The sequence below is a fragment of the Polaromonas sp. P1_F6 genome (assembly GCF_056405695.1).
Genome location: NZ_JBFUBQ010000003.1, coordinates 624,675 through 642,943, shown reverse-complemented (window position 1 = coordinate 642,943; position 18,269 = coordinate 624,675). Strand labels below are relative to the sequence as shown.

The 18,269-nt window shown below is 63.4% G+C and carries 17 protein-coding genes and 1 tRNA gene; 9 read left to right on the top strand and 9 right to left on the bottom strand.

Annotated features, from left to right (window positions below):
* Positions 1-29: 29 nt before the first annotated feature.
* Positions 30-680 (bottom strand): 3-oxoacid CoA-transferase subunit B, encoded by a 651-nt coding sequence (locus tag AC1DY9_RS12615; RefSeq protein WP_477666655.1) that lies wholly within the window; start codon positions 678-680, stop codon positions 30-32.
* Positions 677-1,393: a 3-oxoacid CoA-transferase subunit A gene (locus tag AC1DY9_RS12610; RefSeq protein ID WP_477666654.1), complete on the bottom strand. Its 717-nt coding sequence runs from the start codon at positions 1,391-1,393 to the stop codon at positions 677-679. Before AC1DY9_RS12610 ends, AC1DY9_RS12615 begins: the two co-directional genes overlap by 4 nt.
* 112 nt (positions 1,394-1,505) lie before the next feature.
* Between AC1DY9_RS12610 and AC1DY9_RS12605 the strand changes: the two genes are divergently transcribed.
* Complete coding sequence (locus tag AC1DY9_RS12605) at positions 1,506-2,297, top strand: IclR family transcriptional regulator domain-containing protein (RefSeq protein ID WP_457282236.1); 792 nt, start codon at positions 1,506-1,508, stop codon at positions 2,295-2,297.
* Between the two features lie 115 nt (positions 2,298-2,412).
* Here the strand turns inward: AC1DY9_RS12605 and AC1DY9_RS12600 are convergent, their stop codons facing one another.
* Entirely contained in the window at positions 2,413-2,634 is a 222-nt protein-coding gene (locus AC1DY9_RS12600) for a hypothetical protein (protein ID WP_457282237.1), read from the bottom strand.
* Between the two features lie 193 nt (positions 2,635-2,827).
* On the opposite strand from AC1DY9_RS12600, the gene AC1DY9_RS12595 reads away from it, so the two are divergent.
* Entirely contained in the window at positions 2,828-3,262 is a 435-nt protein-coding gene (locus AC1DY9_RS12595) for a DUF1841 family protein (RefSeq protein WP_477666653.1), read from the top strand.
* Between the two features lie 256 nt (positions 3,263-3,518).
* Here the strand turns inward: AC1DY9_RS12595 and AC1DY9_RS12590 are convergent, their stop codons facing one another.
* Positions 3,519-4,187 carry a c-type cytochrome gene (locus AC1DY9_RS12590; protein WP_477666652.1) on the bottom strand — a complete coding sequence of 223 codons (669 nt, stop codon included), beginning with the start codon at positions 4,185-4,187 and terminating at the stop codon, positions 3,519-3,521.
* A gap of 135 nt (positions 4,188-4,322) precedes the next feature.
* Here AC1DY9_RS12590 and AC1DY9_RS12585 point away from each other — a divergent pair, with 135 nt between their 5' ends.
* The 7 genes from AC1DY9_RS12585 to AC1DY9_RS12555 all read left to right on the top strand — a co-directional run bounded on the left by AC1DY9_RS12585 (position 4,323) and on the right by AC1DY9_RS12555 (position 13,432).
* Positions 4,323-5,177 carry an AAA family ATPase gene (locus AC1DY9_RS12585; RefSeq protein WP_457282248.1) on the top strand — a complete coding sequence of 285 codons (855 nt, stop codon included), beginning with the start codon at positions 4,323-4,325 and terminating at the stop codon, positions 5,175-5,177.
* A 15-nt stretch (positions 5,178-5,192) separates the two neighbouring features.
* Complete coding sequence (locus AC1DY9_RS12580; protein ID WP_477666651.1) at positions 5,193-5,420, top strand: hypothetical protein; 228 nt, start codon at positions 5,193-5,195, stop codon at positions 5,418-5,420.
* Positions 5,421-5,422: 2 nt separating this feature from the next.
* Positions 5,423-6,010 carry a GNAT family N-acetyltransferase gene (locus AC1DY9_RS12575; RefSeq protein WP_477666650.1) on the top strand — a complete coding sequence of 196 codons (588 nt, stop codon included), beginning with the start codon at positions 5,423-5,425 and terminating at the stop codon, positions 6,008-6,010.
* Between the two features lie 25 nt (positions 6,011-6,035).
* Positions 6,036-7,250 (top strand): vWA domain-containing protein, encoded by a 1,215-nt coding sequence (locus tag AC1DY9_RS12570; protein ID WP_477666649.1) that lies wholly within the window; start codon positions 6,036-6,038, stop codon positions 7,248-7,250.
* Between the two features lie 49 nt (positions 7,251-7,299).
* Complete coding sequence (locus AC1DY9_RS12565; protein ID WP_477666648.1) at positions 7,300-9,306, top strand: autotransporter assembly complex protein TamA; 2,007 nt, start codon at positions 7,300-7,302, stop codon at positions 9,304-9,306.
* Positions 9,306-13,292: a translocation/assembly module TamB domain-containing protein gene (locus AC1DY9_RS12560; RefSeq protein WP_477666647.1), complete on the top strand. Its 3,987-nt coding sequence runs from the start codon at positions 9,306-9,308 to the stop codon at positions 13,290-13,292. The genes AC1DY9_RS12565 and AC1DY9_RS12560 overlap by 1 nt, the downstream gene beginning before the upstream one ends.
* A gap of 65 nt (positions 13,293-13,357) precedes the next feature.
* Positions 13,358-13,432 (top strand) — tRNA-Arg (locus AC1DY9_RS12555).
* Positions 13,433-13,524: 92 nt separating this feature from the next.
* Here AC1DY9_RS12555 and AC1DY9_RS12550 read toward each other — a convergent pair.
* From AC1DY9_RS12550 to hutC, 5 genes are read right to left on the bottom strand one after another with little or no spacing between them, the layout of a single operon-like run.
* Positions 13,525-14,928: a formimidoylglutamate deiminase gene (locus tag AC1DY9_RS12550; protein WP_477666646.1), complete on the bottom strand. Its 1,404-nt coding sequence runs from the start codon at positions 14,926-14,928 to the stop codon at positions 13,525-13,527.
* A complete protein-coding gene (gene hutG, locus AC1DY9_RS12545) occupies positions 14,918-15,736 on the bottom strand; it encodes an N-formylglutamate deformylase (protein WP_477666645.1) in 819 nt (272 codons plus the stop codon). Before hutG ends, AC1DY9_RS12550 begins: the two co-directional genes overlap by 11 nt.
* The gene (hutI, locus tag AC1DY9_RS12540; protein ID WP_477666644.1) at positions 15,733-16,947 is read right to left on the bottom strand and encodes an imidazolonepropionase; all 1,215 of its coding nucleotides are present in this window, start codon (positions 16,945-16,947) and stop codon (positions 15,733-15,735) included. Before hutI ends, hutG begins: the two co-directional genes overlap by 4 nt.
* Complete coding sequence (locus AC1DY9_RS12535) at positions 16,944-17,522, bottom strand: HutD/Ves family protein (RefSeq protein WP_457281018.1); 579 nt, start codon at positions 17,520-17,522, stop codon at positions 16,944-16,946. The genes hutI and AC1DY9_RS12535 overlap by 4 nt, the downstream gene beginning before the upstream one ends.
* Entirely contained in the window at positions 17,519-18,229 is a 711-nt protein-coding gene (gene hutC, locus AC1DY9_RS12530; protein WP_457281019.1) for a histidine utilization repressor, read from the bottom strand. Before hutC ends, AC1DY9_RS12535 begins: the two co-directional genes overlap by 4 nt.
* Between the last annotated feature and the right edge of the window lie 40 nt (positions 18,230-18,269).

The window sequence follows — 18,269 nt, the reverse complement described above, 5'->3', positions numbered from 1 at the left end:
GTGTGCTTTGAAAGAAGTGAGATCAACGATCAGGCGGCCGCAATCGGCAGGCCCACCAGTTTTTCAAGTTCGGCGTGCGTGAGGCCTTCGACGGTGTCGATCAGCTTCAGGCCCTGCGGTGTGCATTCCAGCGTGGCGATGTCGGAGTACACGCGCTTGACGCAGGCGATGCCGGTCAGCGGATAAGTGCATTGCTGCACCAGCTTGCTGGCGCCCTGCTTGGTCAGCAAATCCATCATCACCCAGGTTTGCCGCGCGCCTATGGCCAGGTCCATGGCGCCACCTACTGCGGGAATCGCGCCCGGCTCGCCGGTGCTCCAGTTGGCCAGGTCGCCCGTGGCCGAGACCTGGAAGGCACCCAGCACGCAGATATCGAGGTGCCCCCCGCGCATCATCGCGAAACTGTCAGCGTGGTGAAAGAAGGAGCCGCCCCTGAGCAGCGTCACCGGCTGTTTGCCTGCATTGATCAGGTCGTAGTCTTCCTCGCCCTCGGCAGGTGCGGGGCCCATGCCGAGAATGCCGTTTTCGCTTTGCAGGATGACCTCGCGTCCGGCCGGCAAATGGTTGGCTACCAGCGTGGGCTGGCCGATGCCGAGGTTGACGACGGCCCCGTCAAAAATGTCTTGCGCGACGCGGGCTGCGAGCTGGTCTTTGGTACGGCGTTGGTAGGTCATGGTCATGCCGCCTTTTTAAAACCGCCGGCTTGCGTGGCGGTGCGAGGGATTTTGACGATGTGATGGACAAAGATGCCGGGCGTGACGACGGCTTCAGGGTCCAGGTTGCCGAGCTCAACGATGTCATGCACGGTGGCAATCGTCTTCTTCGAGGCGGTCGCCATCACAGGACCGAAATTGCGCGCAGCCATGCGGTAGGTGAGATTGCCCCAGCGGTCGCCTCGCTCGGCCTTGATGAGGGCCACATCGCCATGAATCGGCATTTCCAGCACGTAGTGCTTGCCGTTGATCTCACGGGTTTCCTTGGCAGTGCCGTCGGCGTTGCGCGCCAGTTCGGTGCCGTAGCCCGTGGGGCAGAAGAAGGCGCCTATGCCTGCGCCCGCAGCGCGAATCCGTTCCGCGAGATTGCCTTGGGGCACCAGTTCCAGTTCCAGCTTGCCGCTACGGTACAGGCCGTCAAACACCTGGCTATCGGCCTGACGCGGAAAGCTGCAGATGATCTTGCGCACGCGCCCGGCCTTGAGCAGCGCCGCCAAGCCCATTTCGGCATTGCCTGCATTGTTGTTGACGACCGTCAGGTCTTTGGCGCCCTGCTCTATCAGGCCGTCGATCAACTCATTGGGGATGCCGGCGGTGCCGAAGCCGCCAATCAGCACGGTTGAGCCGTCTTTCACATCCGCCAGCGCGTCGGCGACGGAGGCGGCAATTTTGTTGATCATTCCAAAGTCTCCAGCTGCGGGCGGCTTGCAGAAATCATCCAGCCACCACTTAAATATTGTTCGACATAAGAACAAGAGTTCGTATAATGAATTCTAGGAGATTTTGATCACCATGGCAAACGCCGCATCCACGCCCATTACCGGCCCCAGGCCCGGAGACGCTTACGTCCAGTCGTTTGCGCGCGGGCTGGAGGTTATACGCTCGTTCAGCACCGAAGCACCGCGGCAAACACTGACTGAAGTGGCCGGTCGCAGTGGCTTGAGCCGTGCGGGCGCGCGCCGCATTTTGCTGACGCTGGAGACGCTGGGCTACGTGCACAACGACGGCAAGCTGTTCAGCCTCACGCCACGCATCCTGGACCTGGGCTTTGCCTATCTGTCCTCCATGCCGATCTGGAACCTGGCTGAGCCGGTGATGGAAGCGCTGGTCGCGGAGGTCAAGGAGTCGTGTTCAGCCGCGGCTCTGGACGGAACGGACATCGTCTACGTGCTGCGTGTGCCGACGCACAAGATCATGAGCATCAGCCTGGGCGTGGGCTCGCGCCTGCCGGCTTACTGCACGTCGATGGGGCGGATGCTGCTGTCGGCCCTGCCTGAGGCCGAAATCATGAAATGCCTGCAGGCCTCAGAGCTGACGGCACGCACCAAGTACACCGTGACCGACATCAAGGAGCTGATGGTCAAGGTCGCGCAAGCCCGCAAGCAGGGGTGGTCGCTGGTGAATCAGGAGCTGGAGGAAGGACTGGTGTCGATGGCCGCACCGATCACCAACCGCGCCGGCCAGACAGTGGCAGCGCTCAACATCAGCGGCCAGGCCAACCGCACCAGCGCCAAAGCCATGCAGGAAACAATGCTGCCGCAACTGCTGGCGGCAGCGCAGGCAATATCGCGCATGTTGATCTAGACACACCCCCGTCCGGGCTCACTTCGTGTAGCTTGTTCCCCCCTCGAGGGGGCGGCGCCTGCGGCCCGGCAAAGCCGGTTCCGCGGCCCCTGCTGGTGTGAGACGGGGCCGTCGGTTACGACTTTTTGAAGCCGACGACGAGTACGACGGCGCCCAGCACGATGGCGCCCAGGCTGAGCCATTGGGGAATGTTGACGGACTCTTTTTCTTTCACGGTCAGCTGGATGGGGCCGAGCTTGGCGGCCGTTGTGTCCTTGGTGAAGCTGAAGCCGCCGGTGAAAAAGCCGGCCAGGCCCAAAACGATCAGGATAATGCCTGTGATGCGTGCTGCGTTCATGTGAAATCTCCTCGCCGGGCTTGTGGATGGTTGTGGAATGGCCTTACCCCGGAACTGCGCCACCGTGCCTCGTAATGTAGGCAGCAGCAGGAAAACTGTCTGTAGGACGCAACCAGCGAGCGCTGTGGCCCAAGCGCTGATAAGCAAACCATCACGCCGGCAACGGGAACCGCCTGCGTGATAACCTTTCACCATGTTCACCCCCTCGCAAGCCGACGTACGCCGTTTTTTCTGCTCTGTTTATGCCAAGGCCCGCGCCGGTCAACCGATGGAGGCTATCGAAACCATAGCAAGTCAATGGATTGAAGAGCATCCCGAATACCATGCGGACTTTGCCGACGCCGACAGTGCGCTCGAAAAAATGTACGACGTGGAAGCGGGCAAGACCAACCCCTTTTTGCATCTGTCCATGCATTTATCGATCAGCGAGCAATGCTCCATCGACCAGCCTCGCGGCATTCGCCAGGCCGTCGAGCTGCTGACGGCCAAACGCAACTCACTGCACGATGCGCACCACGAAACCATGGACTGCCTGGGGCAGATGGTCTGGGAGAGCCAACGCGCCGGACGCCCGCCCGACGGCGCGGCCTACATCGACTGCGTGCAGCGCAGGGCAACAAGAGATTAGGCCCCCACGGTCGCTCACTTCGTGTAACTCCCGAGGCCTTGCGGGCCGCGGCCCGCGAGACGCTTCGCCTCTGTCGCCCGTCCAAGCCTGCGCAGGCAGGCTTGGAGCCGCGGGCTCCAGCCCCTCCGGGGCCGCCCGCCTGCGGCCCGGCAAAGCCGGTTCCGCGGCTCATGCTGTTGAAGACCGGAAAGAAGCGTATCGACCAACAAAAAAGCCGCTGATACAGCGGCTTTTTTGTTGGTCGAAAGATTCCGGCTCAGCGGAATTTCTTCTGCGGAATGGTCTTCAGGTCGCCGTCTACCGACGACAGGTAGTTGGCCAACTGCTTCAGCTCAACATTGGTGTACTGCTTGGCCATGCCGGACATGATGGCATTGCCGCGGCCAACCTTGGGGTTGTTTTCTGTCTTGTAGGCCTTGAGCGCCACGAACAGGTAGTCAGCGTGCTGACCACCAATCTTGGGATAGGCAGGGTCAATCGGTTTGCTGAAGTTGGCGCCATGGCAAGACGCGCAGTTGGCCTTGTTCAACAGGGCCTGGACTTCCGCGCTTGGTTCTTTGGCCGGCTTGGCCGGCAGCTCTGCGGCGCCGGCAACCACACCGTCAACACTGTAGTGCGCGGCGAGGTCGGCCATGTCCTGGTCGGTCAGCGAATCGGCAATGGCGCGCATGGTGGGATGCTTGCGGTCACCTTTTTTGTATTCGTTGAGCGCGGCAATGATGTATTTAGCGCCCTGGCCTGAAATCATCGGGACCTTATAAACCTCGGGGAAAGAGGCCTGGTAGCCCTTGATGCCGTGGCAACCGATGCACATGGCATTCTTGGTTTCGCCGGCTTTGGCATCGCCCTTGATCTCCTGGGCAAGGCTTGCAACCGTCACGCAAGAGACAGTTACGGCGAATATCGTGGTGAACAGCTTATTCATTTTGCGCGCACAATCAGGTGGGAATTCATCGTATAAAACAACCTTGGATTATATCTGGGCCTGCCGAGACCGGGCACCCCTTGCCGGCAACCCGCGCAAACGCCCTTTCAATTTTCACCTCCTCTCCCCAAGAACATGAAATTTCTAGGTTCCAAGAACTACGTCGCCACCCAGGACCTGATGCTGGCCGTGAATGCCGCTGCCGCCCTGAAAAAGCCGCTGCTCGTGAAGGGCGAGCCGGGTACCGGCAAGACCATGCTGGCCGAGGAAGTGGCCGAAGCGCTCAACTTGCCGCTGTTGCAATGGCACATCAAATCCACCACCAAGGCGCAGCAGGGCCTGTACGAATACGACGCGGTGTCGCGCCTGCGCGACTCGCAATTGTCGACCGTGGACGGTGGCGAAAAGGTCAAGGACATCCACAACTACATCGTCAAGGGCGTGCTGTGGCAGGCCTTTACCTCGGAAACGCCGGTCGCGCTGCTGATCGACGAGATCGACAAGGCCGACATCGAGTTCCCGAACGACCTGCTGCGTGAAATTGACCGCATGGAGTTCTATGTGTATGAAACGCGTGAGCTCATCAAGGCCAAGCACCGGCCGCTGGTGTTCATCACCTCCAACAACGAAAAAGAGCTGCCCGACGCGTTTTTGCGCCGCTGCTTCTTCCACTACATCAAATTCCCCGACGCCGACACCATGAAGCAGATCGTGGACGTGCACTTCCCCGACCTGAAGAAAGAGTTGCTGACCGCAGCCATGAAGACCTTCTACGACGTGCGCAACCTGCCTGGCCTGAAGAAGAAACCGTCGACCTCCGAATTGCTGGACTGGCTCAAACTGCTGGTCGCCGAAGACATCCCGCTGGACGCCCTGCAAAGCAAGGACGACAAGGTCGCCGTGCCGCCGCTCGTGGGCGCGCTGCTCAAGAACGAGCAGGACGTGACCCTGTTCGAGAAGCTGGTTTTCATGCAGCGCAACAATCGTTGAACGCAGGGCTAACACATGAGTCAAAAATCCATGCTGATCGAAGGTCTGTCGGACGCGGTCGGCTTTGTCGGCGGCGCGCTTCTCGGTTTTTGGGCCGGCCATCTGCTCGGCTTCGATATTTTTGAAGCCGGCTACGGCAACGGCGCCATCGCCGGCATTGTGCTGGTAGGCCTGGGTGGCGGCTTGGGCCTGCAAGTGGCCAGGCGCTGGAGGAACCGGCAAAAACCCGAGGGGGAAAAGTAAGCATGGCGTTTGTCGAACCTGTGACCCTGGAAGCGCGAGGCGTACGTCTGGTACCCCTGACGCTGGCCCACGAAGCGGGCCTCAAGGACGCAGCCGCCGACGGCGAACTCTGGAAGCTGCGCATCACCTCCGTGCCCGAACCCCATGAGACGCGCGACTATATTAAAACCGCGCTGGCGACAGGCAACCGTTTCGCTTTTGCCGTAACCGACGCGGCCACCGGCGAAGTGCTCGGCTCCACCAGTTACCACGACATCGTGCCCAACCTCAAGCGCGTCGAGATTGGCTACACCTGGTACGCCGCACGCTGCCAGCGCACCCATGTCAACACCACCTGCAAGTTGCTGATGCTCACGCATGCGTTTGAAACCCTGGGCTGCAACATCGTGGGCTGGCGCACCGACAACTTCAACCACGCCTCCCAGCGCGCCATCGAGCGACTGGGCGCCCGCAAAGACGGCGTACTGCGCGGCCATGCCTTGCGTCGCGACGGCACCATACGCGACACGGTGATGTACAGCCTGGCTGCCGGCGAATGGCCTGAGGTGAAAGCACAGCTGCTGTACCTGCTCGACAAGCCAAGAGCCTGAGGCGTGCGTCGCCAAGGAGTTTTTCATGCTGATCGATTTCTTCTACACCCTGCGTTCGGCCAAGTTGCCGGTCTCCGTCAAGGAATACCTGATGCTGCTCGAGGCGCTGCAGGCCGGCGTTGTCGGCCCGAACAGCGACAAACTCGACGCCCATGAGGGCGAAGGCGCCTGGAAGATCGACGACTTCTATTACCTCAGCCGCACGGTGCTGGTGAAAGACGAGAAAAACTATGACAAGTTCGACCGCGCCTTTTCTGCCTACTTCAAGGGCGTGGAGATGCTGGCTGACTTCACGAAAGACATCCCGCTCGAATGGCTGCGCAAAAACCTCGAGCTGGAACTCAGCCCCGAAGAAAAAGCCAAGATTGAGAAGATGGGCTGGGACGAACTCATGGAAACGCTCAAAAAGCGCTTTGAAGAACAGAAAGAACGCCACGAAGGCGGCAGCAAATGGATAGGCACGGGCGGCACCTCGCCCTTTGGCGCCAACGGCTTCAACCCGCAAGGCATACGCATTGGCCAGGAGAAAAGCCGCAACAAAAGCGCCGTGAAAGTCTGGGACCAGCGCGCCTACAAGGACTACGACGACACCCAGGAGCTCGGCACGCGCAACATCAAGGTCGCGCTGCGCCGCTTGCGCAAGTTCGCGCGCCAGGGCAATGTCGAAGAACTGGACCTGGACGACACCATACGTTCCACGGCGGCCAATGCCGGCTGGCTGGACATCAAGATGGTGCCCGAGCGTCACAACAATGTGAAGGTGCTGCTGCTGATGGACGTGGGCGGCACCATGGACGAGCACATCCACCGCGTCGAGGAAATGTTCTCTGCCGTCAAAGCCGAGTTCAAGCATCTGGAGTTTTATTACTTCCACAACTGCGTCTATGACTTCATGTGGAAGAACAACCGCCGCCGCTTCAGCGAGAAATTCCCGACCTGGGACATCATCCGCAAGTACAACAAGGATTACAAACTCATCTTCGTCGGCGACGCGACCATGAGCCCCTACGAAATCCTGCAGCCGGGCGGCAGTGTGGAATACAACAACGAAGAAGCCGGCGCCGAATGGATGCAGCGCCTGACCAACGCCTTCCCCAAGTTCGCCTGGGTCAACCCCGAGCCGCAGGGCGTCTGGCAATACCGCCAGAGCATCAGCGTGATCCAGCAACTGGTGAACCAGCGCATGTACCCGCTGACCATCAAGGGTCTGGAAGAGGCCATGCGAATGCTTTCGAAGTAGCGTTCGCCTCCTACGCCTGAGCGCTGGGGCGCTCAAGTAAACTGCCCTCGTGACCCATCCAAGTACCCACAGTACCCACTGCGCACGGACGGCCACCCCGGCAGGATTGCCGACCAGCGCCGGCTTCATCCCTGCTTTCGCCCTCTTTGCGATATTTCTGGCGCCTTTGGCCGCCGCGCAAACAGCTGCGCCTGCACAGTCCGGCAACACAGCGACACCGCCTTCCGGCGTCATACAAACCGCGCCAGCCCCACCTCCGCCCCCTCAGAAAGTCACGCCGGAGCCCACACCGCAGGGCTCCACCGGCCCAACCGGCGCTCAGCCTGAAGTTACGGCCTTTGACATCGCGGTGCGCGCGCCGCAGCCCATCAAGGAGCTGCTCGAAAGACACCTTGAGCTGCAGCGCTACCGCGCCGTGACCGATCTGGACGAAGCCGAGCTGGCGCGCCTGATCGTTCTGGCTGAGCGCAATGTGCGCAATCTGGTAGGCACGCTGGGTTATTTCAGCCCGACCATCGCCATTACGCGAGAAGGCGGCACTGCCGCGGGGTCAGGCGAGCGGCCGACCATTGTGGTCGCGGTGGAGCCGGGCCAGGCTACAACGGTCGGGCCGGTGGCAATCGACTTTGCAGGCGATATTGCCGAATCCCCCGACCCGGATGCGCAGGCCCAGCGCGCGGAAATCCAGCGCGACTGGCGTCTGCCCACGGGCCAACGCTTTACGCAGGACGCCTGGGACAGCGCCAAGACACAGGCCTTGCGCGACCTGGTTGCCCGCCGCTACCCGGCCGGCAAGTTGGCAGGCAGCCTGGCCGATGTGGACGCACCGGAGCACAGCGCAGCCCTGAGCCTCAAGCTCGACTCCGGCCCCCTCTACCGCCTGGGCCCCATGCAGGTCACAGGTGTCGAGCGCTACGACCCGGTGCTGGTGCCGCGCCTGGCACGCCTCAGTGCCGGTGCCGTGTACGACCAGAAGCAGCTGACCGAAGCACAGCAGCGGCTGGCTTCCAGCGGTTATTTCGATTCGGCTTACATCTTTGTCGATCCCGAAAGCGATCCGCAGGCAGCGCCCGTCCAGGTACAGGTGCGCGAAGCCAAACTGCAAAAAATCATCCTGGGCGTGGGCGTTACCACCGACAGCGGGCCGCGCGCCTCGATTGAGCACACACACCTGCGCGTGCCGGGCACCAATTGGCGCGCCGTCACCAAACTGCAACTCGAAAAGAAATCACCTTTCGCCCAGACCGAATGGACCTCGATTCCCGATGAGGCCAGCTGGCGCTGGGTGGCCCTGGCGCGCACCGAACGTGTCGACGACAACGAGCTCGTCACCCGCTCCGGGCGCCTGCGCTTTGGCCGCACGCAGGCCGGCGAACGCATAGACCGCAACATCTATTTGCAATACGACAGGGCGAGCGTGAGCGGCAGCGGCCAGATCAACAGCTCCGCCGCCGACATCGGCGACGGCTCGGCCCTGACGGCCAACTACGTCTGGACCGGGCGTTACTTCGACAGCCTGCCATTCCCAAACAAGGGCTACGGCCTGGGCTTTGAACTCGGCGCCGGCAGCACCATGGGGTCGCAGCACCTGCCCCTCACCCGCGCCGTGGGCCGCTGGCTCGGCATTGTGCCGCTGGAGCGGGGCCGCATCGCCATGCGCGCCGAGGGCGGCGCCGTGCTGGCCAAAGACTCGGCGCGCATTCCCGGCACCCTGCTGTTCCGCACCGGTGGCGACACCACCGTACGCGGCTACGGCTATCGCGACATCGGCATCAAACTGGACAACGGCGTGACTGGGCCGGGCCGCTACATGGCGGTGGGCAGCGTGGAATATCAGCGCCCGATGCTGCGCGACGGCCGGCCCAGCGAATGGGAGAACACTTTCTTCATCGATGCAGGCGCCGTGGCAGACAATCCCAAAGACATGAAACCTTCCGTCGGCATCGGCACCGGCGTGCGCTGGAGAAGCCCCATCGGGCCACTGCAGATTGACCTGGCCTATGGCGAGAAAGTCAAACAGCTGCGCCTGCACGTCAGCGTGGGATTTGTTTTCTGATGGACACGCCTGATACCCCCGTCACGCCTGTTGTCGTGCCCAAACCGGCGCGCCCGCCACGCCGTTGGCTGCGCGCCATTGCATGGGCCGCCGGCAGCATGGTGGTGCTGGCCGTAGCCGCCACGACAGGCGCCTGGTGGTGGGCCGGCACCGACGGTTCACTGGCCACCGCACTGAACTGGATCGCCCGAACCCAGCCGCTGAGCGCCGAACGCGTGACAGGTTCGTTACGCGCGGGCGGGCATGTTGACCAACTGGTGTGGCAGCAAGATGGCCTGCGTGTGGATGTGAGGGATGTCACCCTCGCCTGGCAACCGTGGTCGCTGCTGCACGGCACGCTGGAGGTCAACCGGCTGGCCGCGGCCAGCGTGCAGGTCACCGACCAACGCGCGCCTTCAACAACACCGTCAGTGCCGCCCTCAGCGCTGGGCTTGCCGCTGCCGGTGGTGCTTGACGGGTTTTCAATCGGGCAGTTTCAATGGACGGGCGGCGCGGCATTTTTTGCCTCCGCCATCACGGGCAATTATTCGTTCAAGGGCATAGACCACCAGCTGGAATTGCTCAGCGCGCAGGTAGCGCACGGCCGCTACAACGGGCGCGCGACCTTATCGTCACACAGCCCCCTGAAGCTTGATGCCAGCCTGGCAGGCGCGCTGGATACGCAGATTCCCGGCACAAAAGCGCCCTTGCCGCTGGCTTTCAAAGCCACGGCCCACGGCCCCCTCACCGAACTGCTGGTGAAGGCCGAGCTGCAAATGAGCGCTCAGCCTTCCGCCACATCACCCCCCAAAAACCAGCGGCAACCACAGGCAACTGCCACTGCCCGTGTGATGCCCTGGGCCGCCCAACCCCTGCCGCAAGCGGATGCGAGTTTTCGCGACCTGGATGTAGCGGCCTTCTGGCCCGAAGGCCCACAAACCTTGCTGACGGGCAGCGCCAACGTACGGCCTGCACCCTCTGCAGGTTCACCGGCAAGCGCTTCATCGACATCCGCCTGGCAGTTGCAACTGCAACTGGCCAATTCCCTGCCTGGCCCCTGGGACCAGCAGAAGCTGCCCCTGGATCGGCTGGAAATCCAAGGCGAGTGGCGTAGCGGCATAGCCATGGTGCGCACGCTCAAGGCTCAGTTGGGCGGCGGCGAGCTGCTGGCCAGCGGCGAGTGGGCTGATGCGCCCGCCACATCCCTTGCAGCACCCGCGTGGAAGCTGCAGGCGACGCTCCAACACGTCAACCCGGCCCTCTTGCACAGCCAACTGGCGCCCCTGCCGCTGGACGGCAAAGCCGACATCCGCAGCCAGGGCCCGGCCATAAGCTTTGACGCAAACGTGCAGGCAGCACGCAATGACGCCAGCGCCAGGAACAATCCGCTGGGCCAGCTGCGCCTGCGCGATGCCAGTGCCACCGGCAGCTGGAATGCCGAACAGGCCGGCGGCACGCTGGTGCTGTCGGCTCTGCGCGTACGCACCGACGACGCCGAGCTGGCAGGTCAGCTTGAGGCCCAACCCAGTGCAAAAAGCGGCAAGGGAAAACTCACACTGACAGCCCCCGGACTGGACGCTCAACTGCAAGGGGAACTGCGGCAAACCAGCGGCAAAGGCGACGTGAGCCTGCGCGGCCGCGACATGGCGCAAGCCCTGCGCTGGCTGCAAAGACTCCCGGGCCTGCCCACATCATTGAAGAGCGCATCGGCGAGCGGCAACGCTGAGCTGCTAGCCAGCTGGCAAGGTGGCTGGCAAGACCCGGCCTTGCAGGCACGGCTGGACCTGCCGTCGCTTGACTGGCGTATGGGGACGCCTGCGCCTGCCGCTGCGACGACTTCCAGCACAGCAGGAACAGCACCAGTCGCTACCGCAGAGGCCCTGAAAATCCGCGCCTTCCAGGCCACGCTTTCCGGCCGCCTGAGCCAGGCACAGCTGGCCACGCAAGGCCGCATGGAAGCAGGCCAGCGCCGCTACACCCTGCAGCTGGCGGCAGAAGGCGGGCGACTCAACAACGGCGCCGCGCGCAACGCCCCGCTCGCTGAATCCGCGTGGCAAGGCCTGGTCAAGCAGCTCAGTGTGAGTGTGGAAGACCCCACGCTGGGCAAGGGGACCTGGCAGCTCAAGACCCGCAGCACCGTGCCGCTCAAGTGGACGCCCGCGCGCAATGGCGACCTGTTTGAAAGCGGCGCGGGAGAAGCCCTTCTGGTCGCGCCGCCTTCGGGCGCATCCACCAGTGCACCTTCGCAGGCCACGCTGGCCTGGCAACCGGTTCGCTGGCGGCCAGGCCGTGAGCTCATCACCGCAGGCAAGCTCAGTGGCCTGCCGCTGGCCTGGATAGAACTGCTGGCCGGCCCGCAGATGGCCGGCGCAGGCCTGGGCGGCACCCTGCTGCTGGATGGCGACTGGGACGCCACGCTGGGTGACACGCTGCGCCTGAAAGTCAGCCTCGCACGCAGCAGCGGCGACATCACCGTGCAAGCCGAAACCGTGCAAGGCATGGCGGCGCGCGTGGCGGCCGGCGTGAAGGAAGCTCGCCTCTCGCTGCAAAGCGAAGGCGAGGCCGTCACGCTGGCGCTGCGCTGGGACAGCGAACGCGCGGGCACGGCCGACGGCCAGCTCAGGACCCGTTTGGCCCGCGCGCCAGCCACCGCCGGCGGTGGCTGGCTCTGGCCGGCCGATGCACCGCTGGCCGGCCAGCTGCGCGCCCAGCTGCCGCGCATCGGCGTGTGGTCAGTGCTGGCGCCGCCGGGCTGGCGGCTGCGCGGCTCGCTGGGTGCTGACGTCGCCATCAGCGGCACCCGCGCCGCGCCGCAACTGGCCGGCGACCTGCAGGCCGACGACCTGGCGCTGCGTTCGGTGGTAGACGGCATCGAATTCGGCAACGGCCGCCTGCGCGCCAAACTCGACGGCACGCGCATGCGCATCAACGAGTTCACGCTGCAGGGCGCAGGCGACAAAGGCACGGGCGGCGTTCTCACGGCCCAGGGCGAAGCCGGCTGGGTAGAGGGCAAGCCGCAGGTGCAGCTCACGGCCAGGCTCGAACGCTTGCGGGCCAGCATCCGTACCGACCGGCAATTGACGGTATCGGGCGAGGTGCAGGCCGGCCTCAAGGGACAACAGACTGAACTCACCGGCAAGCTGGTGATCGACCAGGCCCGCATCATCCTGCCCGACGAAGGTACGCCGCAACTTGGCGACGACGTGGTGGTGCGCACCTCCCGCGGCGCGGCGGCGGGCCAAAAGGCGCCCGCGCAGACCAGCGACGAAATCGCCGACCGCGACGCGCGCCCCGTCAAACTGGCGGTGGAGCTCGACCTGGGCCGCGACTTCCGCATCCAGGGCAAGGGCATAGACACGCGTGTGCGCGGCACGCTGGCCCTGAGCGGTGAAACGCTGCGCGAGCCCCGGCTCAACGGCACCATCAACACGGCGGGCGGCCAGTACCGCGCCTACGGCCAGCGCCTGGATGTGGAGCAAGGCATGCTGCGCTTTACCGGCGCCATCGACAACCCTTCGCTCGATATCCTGGCGATTCGCCCCAACCTCACGCAGCGCGTCGGCGTGCAAATTACCGGAACCGCCCTGCTGCCGCGTGTGCGCCTGTATGCGCAACCCGAGCTGCCCGATGCCGAAAAACTCTCGTGGCTGGTGGTGGGCCGCTCGTCGGCTTCGGGCGGCGCCGAAGCCGCGCTGCTGCAGCAGGCTGCCCTGGCCCTGCTGGGTAGCAAAGGCGGCGGCATGTCGGGCGGCCTGGCTGCCTCGCTGGGACTGGACGAGCTGTCCTACCGCGGCGCCTCCAGCAACACGGACGGCACCACGACAGAAGGCGCCGTCACGCTGGGCAAGCGCTTTTCGCGCAATTTCTACGCCGCCTATGAGCGCACCGTGACCGGCGCACTGGGCACGCTCTACGTGTTCTACGACCTCTCGCAACGCTTCACCGTGCGCGCCCAGGCCGGCCAGCAAAGCGCGGTGGACCTGATCTTCACCGTGCCTTACGACTGAGGTGATTCCTGAGGGCGAGGCCGGCGTTCGCCACCGAATACAATTGCAGCTTCTCCAAGAGAAGTGCCGCCATAGTTCAATGGATAGAACGAGTGCCTCCTAAGCGCTAGATACAGGTTCGATTCCTGTTGGTGGTACCACATGCTCCTGTTTTAATAGCTGCTTGCGCCCGTCACTATTGGCCCGGAACGCTATTTCGCACATAACGGTGCACTTGGCGACCTTTGGCCTTTCAACGCCATAGTTCGCGCATGGTCTGGCTGAAGTTTTCTGCGAGCTGCCGCCTTTTCTCTGCACCTGGCCCGCTGGCCAGTACACGCTCCCCGGCTACAAATACCTCGCCAACCACTCCGCCTGGGCTCGAAAACACCAGCGCATCCAGCAGATGGTGAACCGGCACACCCAGCAACGCGGGCGAACCGGGATCCAGCGTCATGAAGTCCGCCCGATGCCCGGGCGCGAAACCACCCTGCATCAGGCCAGTTGCGGGGAAACCGCCCGCCAGTGCGGCTTCGAACAAGCCGGCCGCGCTGCTCTCGTGGCCCAGGATGCGGGCGGCAATGTTGCGCTGGCGCAGCGTGAGGCGTTGCGAATATTCGAGCAGGCGCAGCTCTTCGGGCCAGCTGCGGGTGACGTGGCTGTCGGAGCCTATGGACCACTTGCCGCCTGCGGCTGCGTAGGCCGGCAAATCAAACACGCCGTCGCCCAGATTTGCTTCAGTCGCCGGGCAGATCACGATGGATGCGCCCTTGCCTTGCACGCCTTGCAGCTCGGCCGGCGTGGCATGGGTGGCGTGCACCAGGTTCCAGCAGGCATCGACATCGGCGTTGTTGAGTAGCCATTCAATCGGGCGCTGGCCGGTGTGCTCCATGCAGTCTTCAACTTCCTGCGTCTGCTCGGCGATATGGATGTGCACCGGAAGACCCGCTGCTTTGGCCGCGCCTGTGAGCTCGTGCAGCGCGGCCGGGCTGGCGGCACGCAATGAGTGAACAGCCACACCCGCATTGATGCGCGCATCGCCCTTTGTCTGGCGCTGGATGTCTTCGACCATGCGCATCACGCTCTCGGGCGTGGATGAAAACCGGCGCTGGTCTTCACGCAGGCCGCTAGCCTTGAAGCCCGAACGCATGTAGAGCGTGGGCAGCAAAGTGAGGCCAATACCCGTGCGTTGCGCGGCGCGCACCAGCGCCAGCGACATCTCAATTGGGTTGGCATAGGGCGTTCCGCTGACGTCGTTATGCAGGTAATGGAAGTCACAGACCTGGGTATAGCCGCCGGCCAGCAGCTCGGCATAGAGCTGGCTTGCAATCGCTTCGAGCTGTTCGGGCGTGATGCGGTTGGCTGCGGTATACATGCGGTCGCGCCAGCTCCAGAAATCGTCGGATGCATGGGCGCCCCCGCTGCGGCGCTCCGTCAGGCCCGCCATCGCGCGCTGAAAGGCATGGCTGTGCGCGTTGACCAGACCAGGCAGGACCGGGCCAGACAGACGCGTGGCGCCTTCCTGCTGCTGCGCCGTAGCCCCGGGCTCCACGCTTTGCCAGGTGCCGTTGCCGGCGACCGTCAGTAAAACGTCTTTGGACCACGCACCTTTCACCCAGGCTGCTTCGGCGAAAAAACGCCTTGCTTCACTTTTCATAGCTGCTCACGCATTCCAGCAGCGCGCTGGAGACCATTTTCTCTAACAAGGGCTGAACTTTTGATGCCAGAATTTCGTCGTACGCGTAGGGAGGCACTTCCTGCATATAGAGGCTCTGGCACATCTCAAGCTGCACGGCATGCACATCGCTGGCCGGCTGGCCATAGTGGCGCGTGATGTAGCCACCCTTGAAGCGGCCGTTAACGGCGGTGGTGATGCGGGGCGCCGTGGCGCAGGCTTTCACCACCGCATCGGTGATGGCTGCGTTCGCACTCGCGCCGCTCGCCGTGCCGATGTTGAGGTCAGGCAGCTTGCCTTCAAACAGCCAGGGAATTTGCGAACGGATGCTGTGCGCATCCCACAACAAGGCAAAGCCGTGCTGGGCTTTCAGCCGCGCCAGCTCACCGGCCAGCGCCGAATGGTAGGGCTGCCAGTAGGCCTCGCGACGGCGCGCGCGTTCAGCGGGCGCTGGCTCATAGCCAGGTTTGTAGAGCGGCGCACCGTTGAAAAACCGCGTGGGGCACAGCTCGGTGTTGGATGCACCGGGGTACATGGGCGCATCGTCGGGCGGGCGGTTCAGGTCAATCACATAACGCGAATAACGCGGCCGCAACACGCTGGCGCCCAGCGCCGGCAGAAAGTTGTAAAGCAGATGCAGATGCCAGTCGGTGTCCTCGACCCGGAGGGCTTCATCGGTGTAGGCGCCCTTGAGTTCGGCCGGCATCTCGGTGCCGATGTGCGGCATGCTGACCAGCAGGGGAACCATACCCTGGTGCAATGTAAAAACTTCGCTCGAGCGTTCGTTCATAAGACCTGTCCCTTGAAAACTGTTTGAAGGCGCGGGTTCGCACCAAAGGCGTAGCTCAGCTCCGCCGGCCGCTCAACGCCCCACAGTACAAAATCAGCCCGCACGCCGGCTGCCAGCACGCCCCGATCCCGCAGGCCCAAGGCCGCTGCAGCATGGCGCGTGACGCCAGCCAGCGCTTCTTCAGGCGTCAGGCGGAACAGCGTGCACGCCATGTTGAGCATCAGCAGCAAAGAGGTGCAAGGCGAGCTGCCCGGGTTGCAGTCGGTAGAAATCGCCATCGGTACGCCGTGCTCACGCAGCAAGGCCACGGGCGGCAGCTTGGTTTCACGCAGAAAGTAAAACGCGCCGGGCAGCAGCACTGCCACCGAACTCGCCGCCGCCATGGCTTGCGCGCCCTCGGCCGACAACCATTCCAGGTGATCGCAGCTGAGCGCGCCATAGTGCGCCGCCAGCTGCGCGCCACCACTGTCGCTGAGCTGCTCGGCATGCAGCTTGACAGGAACGCCCAGGGCCTTGGCCGCGGCAAAGACCCGCTCGGTCTGCGCGGGGCTGAAAGCAATGCGCTCGCAAAACGCGTCGACCGCATCAACCAGTCCTTCGGCATGCAGCACTGGCAGCATTTCCAGTACGGCGTCGACATAGGCGTCTGTGCGGCCGGCAAATTCAGCCGGCACCGCATGTGCACCCAGGAAAGTGGTGCGAACATCCACCGCATGGGTCCGGCCCAGCGCGCGCGCCACTGACAGCGTCTTGCGTTCGTGCTCCAACGCCAGGCCGTAGCCGGACTTGATCTCGAGTGTGGTCACGCCTTCGGCGATCAGGCGCTGCAGCCTGGCTGCGCTCTGCGCTTGCAGCTGCTGCGCAGTGGCAGCCCGGGTCGCTTTCACGGTAGAGGCGATGCCGCCGCCGGCGCGAGCAATCTCTTCATAGGTCGCGCCGTTGAGCCGCAACTCAAATTCATGGGCGCGGTCGCCGCCATAAACGAGGTGGGTGTGGCAATCGATAAGGCCGGGCGTGATCAATGCACCGTCGGCATCGTGCTGCGTGGTGCAGCGAGCCAGAAGATCTGGGGGCACATCGGCACGCGGGCCAACCCACGCAAGGGATTCGCCGTCCACCACCAATGCAGCGTCTTCTATCAAACCATAAGCCTGCGCAGCACCGGCTTGCAGCGTGGCCACGCGGCAGTTTGTCCAGAGTTTCAGGCTCATGCGGGGATCTCCATCCAGAGGGCGTGCTGTGCGGAAATTCGCACCGCCGCACTGCCCGTCACCGTGCGCCAGGCCAGGCTGGCGGGCTCCAGCTGCAAAACTTCTTCATCAAATAGCACGGTAGCGCCCAATTGATGAGCGTAGACAGCTATCATTTTCATAGCACGTAACGTTTCCGAGAAACGCCCGGCCACTCGAACCATGCGGGATAGCTCGCTCCCACGGCGCACCATCAGGTTGAAATCCCGCGTCTTGCCGTCTATCAACTCGCAATTCGTTATAGCAGCCCCATCAAAGAAGAGCGGAGCATCCTCGGCCGTCACACGGTGCGGAACACCCGCCACATCCAGCTGCACGCCCGCGCCTTCGAGCACCGCAAACCATCGCTCGATGCCATCGAACTTCGAAAAAGGCCCGCTCTTGTCCACATCGGCCACCGACATGCGCCAGACCCAGTCACCCGCATTGGGCCACATGGCCAGCTCGCGCGTCACACCGCCGCCATTGCGCCACGGCGTCGCCGCAATGTCGGCCAGCCGCACGACGTTCCAGCCGGAACCATTCGAAGATGTCACGCCTGAAACTTTCCCGCAAAGCTGTAGCGCGATCCCGGGTACACCAGGCGCGCCACACTGGCGATGTTGCTGCCGCTCACGGTCCGCCGCATCATGGCGAGGCACGCCTCTGCCGGCTTGATGTCCAGGTGTTTGGCCTCCAACGCCGAGGGCAGGCAGGCCTCAATGGAATAGCTGGCCTCGGTGAGCGGCGCCTGTTCCAGCAAATGATGGGTGGGTGTGGTCTGGGTGAAGTCGGTCTTTAAATAGTCGGGTGCCGCTGCCGGGTTCACATAGCGGTCTTCATACTGAATCGGCACGCCATTCTCCAGGTGAATCAATATGGTGTGAAACACCCGCCCGCCCGCCCGCAGGCCCAGGGTGCGCGCCAGGTCGGCGCTGGCTTTTTCAGATTCAGCGAGCAGCACGCGCGAGGTATGCACATGCCCGCGTTCGACAACCTCCTCGTGAATGTCACGAATGGTCAGGGTGGAAGAAATGCGGTGCAGCTCCGCCACAAAAGTGCCGGAGCCCTGGATGCGCGTAACCATGCCCTCGCCCATCAACTCGCGCAGCGCCCGGTTGACCGTCATGCGGCTCACGCCGAACTGCTCCATCAGTACAGCTTCGCTGGGCACCGGGTCGCCGGGCTTCCAGGTGCCGGTGCTGATGCGTTTTTTGATGAATGCCTTGACCTGACCGTAGGCAGGCAGTGGTGTGGTGGCCATGGTTCAGCGGAATGCTCGCGTGTGTAAAAAAACATTGTCA

Bases quoted from the DNA above. Each gene is read 5' to 3' on its own strand.
- AC1DY9_RS12585 (WP_457282248.1), top strand. From the start codon at position 4,323: ATGAAATTTCTAGGTTCCAAGAACTACGTCGCCACCCAGGACCTGATG.
- AC1DY9_RS12575 (WP_477666650.1), top strand. From the start codon at position 5,423: ATGGCGTTTGTCGAACCTGTGACCCTGGAAGCGCGAGGCGTACGTCTG.
- AC1DY9_RS12580 (WP_477666651.1), top strand. From the start codon at position 5,193: ATGAGTCAAAAATCCATGCTGATCGAAGGTCTGTCGGACGCGGTCGGC.
- AC1DY9_RS12570 (WP_477666649.1), top strand. From the start codon at position 6,036: ATGCTGATCGATTTCTTCTACACCCTGCGTTCGGCCAAGTTGCCGGTC.
- hutG (WP_477666645.1), bottom strand. From the start codon at position 15,736: ATGAACGAACGCTCGAGCGAAGTTTTTACATTGCACCAGGGTATGGTT.
- AC1DY9_RS12590 (WP_477666652.1), bottom strand. From the start codon at position 4,187: ATGAATAAGCTGTTCACCACGATATTCGCCGTAACTGTCTCTTGCGTG.
- AC1DY9_RS12600 (WP_457282237.1), bottom strand. From the start codon at position 2,634: ATGAACGCAGCACGCATCACAGGCATTATCCTGATCGTTTTGGGCCTG.
- AC1DY9_RS12550 (WP_477666646.1), bottom strand. From the start codon at position 14,928: ATGAAAAGTGAAGCAAGGCGTTTTTTCGCCGAAGCAGCCTGGGTGAAA.
- AC1DY9_RS12560 (WP_477666647.1), top strand. From the start codon at position 9,306: ATGGACACGCCTGATACCCCCGTCACGCCTGTTGTCGTGCCCAAACCG.
- AC1DY9_RS12615 (WP_477666655.1), bottom strand. From the start codon at position 680: ATGACCATGACCTACCAACGCCGTACCAAAGACCAGCTCGCAGCCCGC.
- AC1DY9_RS12595 (WP_477666653.1), top strand. From the start codon at position 2,828: ATGTTCACCCCCTCGCAAGCCGACGTACGCCGTTTTTTCTGCTCTGTT.
- hutI (WP_477666644.1), bottom strand. From the start codon at position 16,947: ATGAGCCTGAAACTCTGGACAAACTGCCGCGTGGCCACGCTGCAAGCC.
- hutC (WP_457281019.1), bottom strand. From the start codon at position 18,229: ATGGCCACCACACCACTGCCTGCCTACGGTCAGGTCAAGGCATTCATC.
- AC1DY9_RS12610 (WP_477666654.1), bottom strand. From the start codon at position 1,393: ATGATCAACAAAATTGCCGCCTCCGTCGCCGACGCGCTGGCGGATGTG.
- AC1DY9_RS12605 (WP_457282236.1), top strand. From the start codon at position 1,506: ATGGCAAACGCCGCATCCACGCCCATTACCGGCCCCAGGCCCGGAGAC.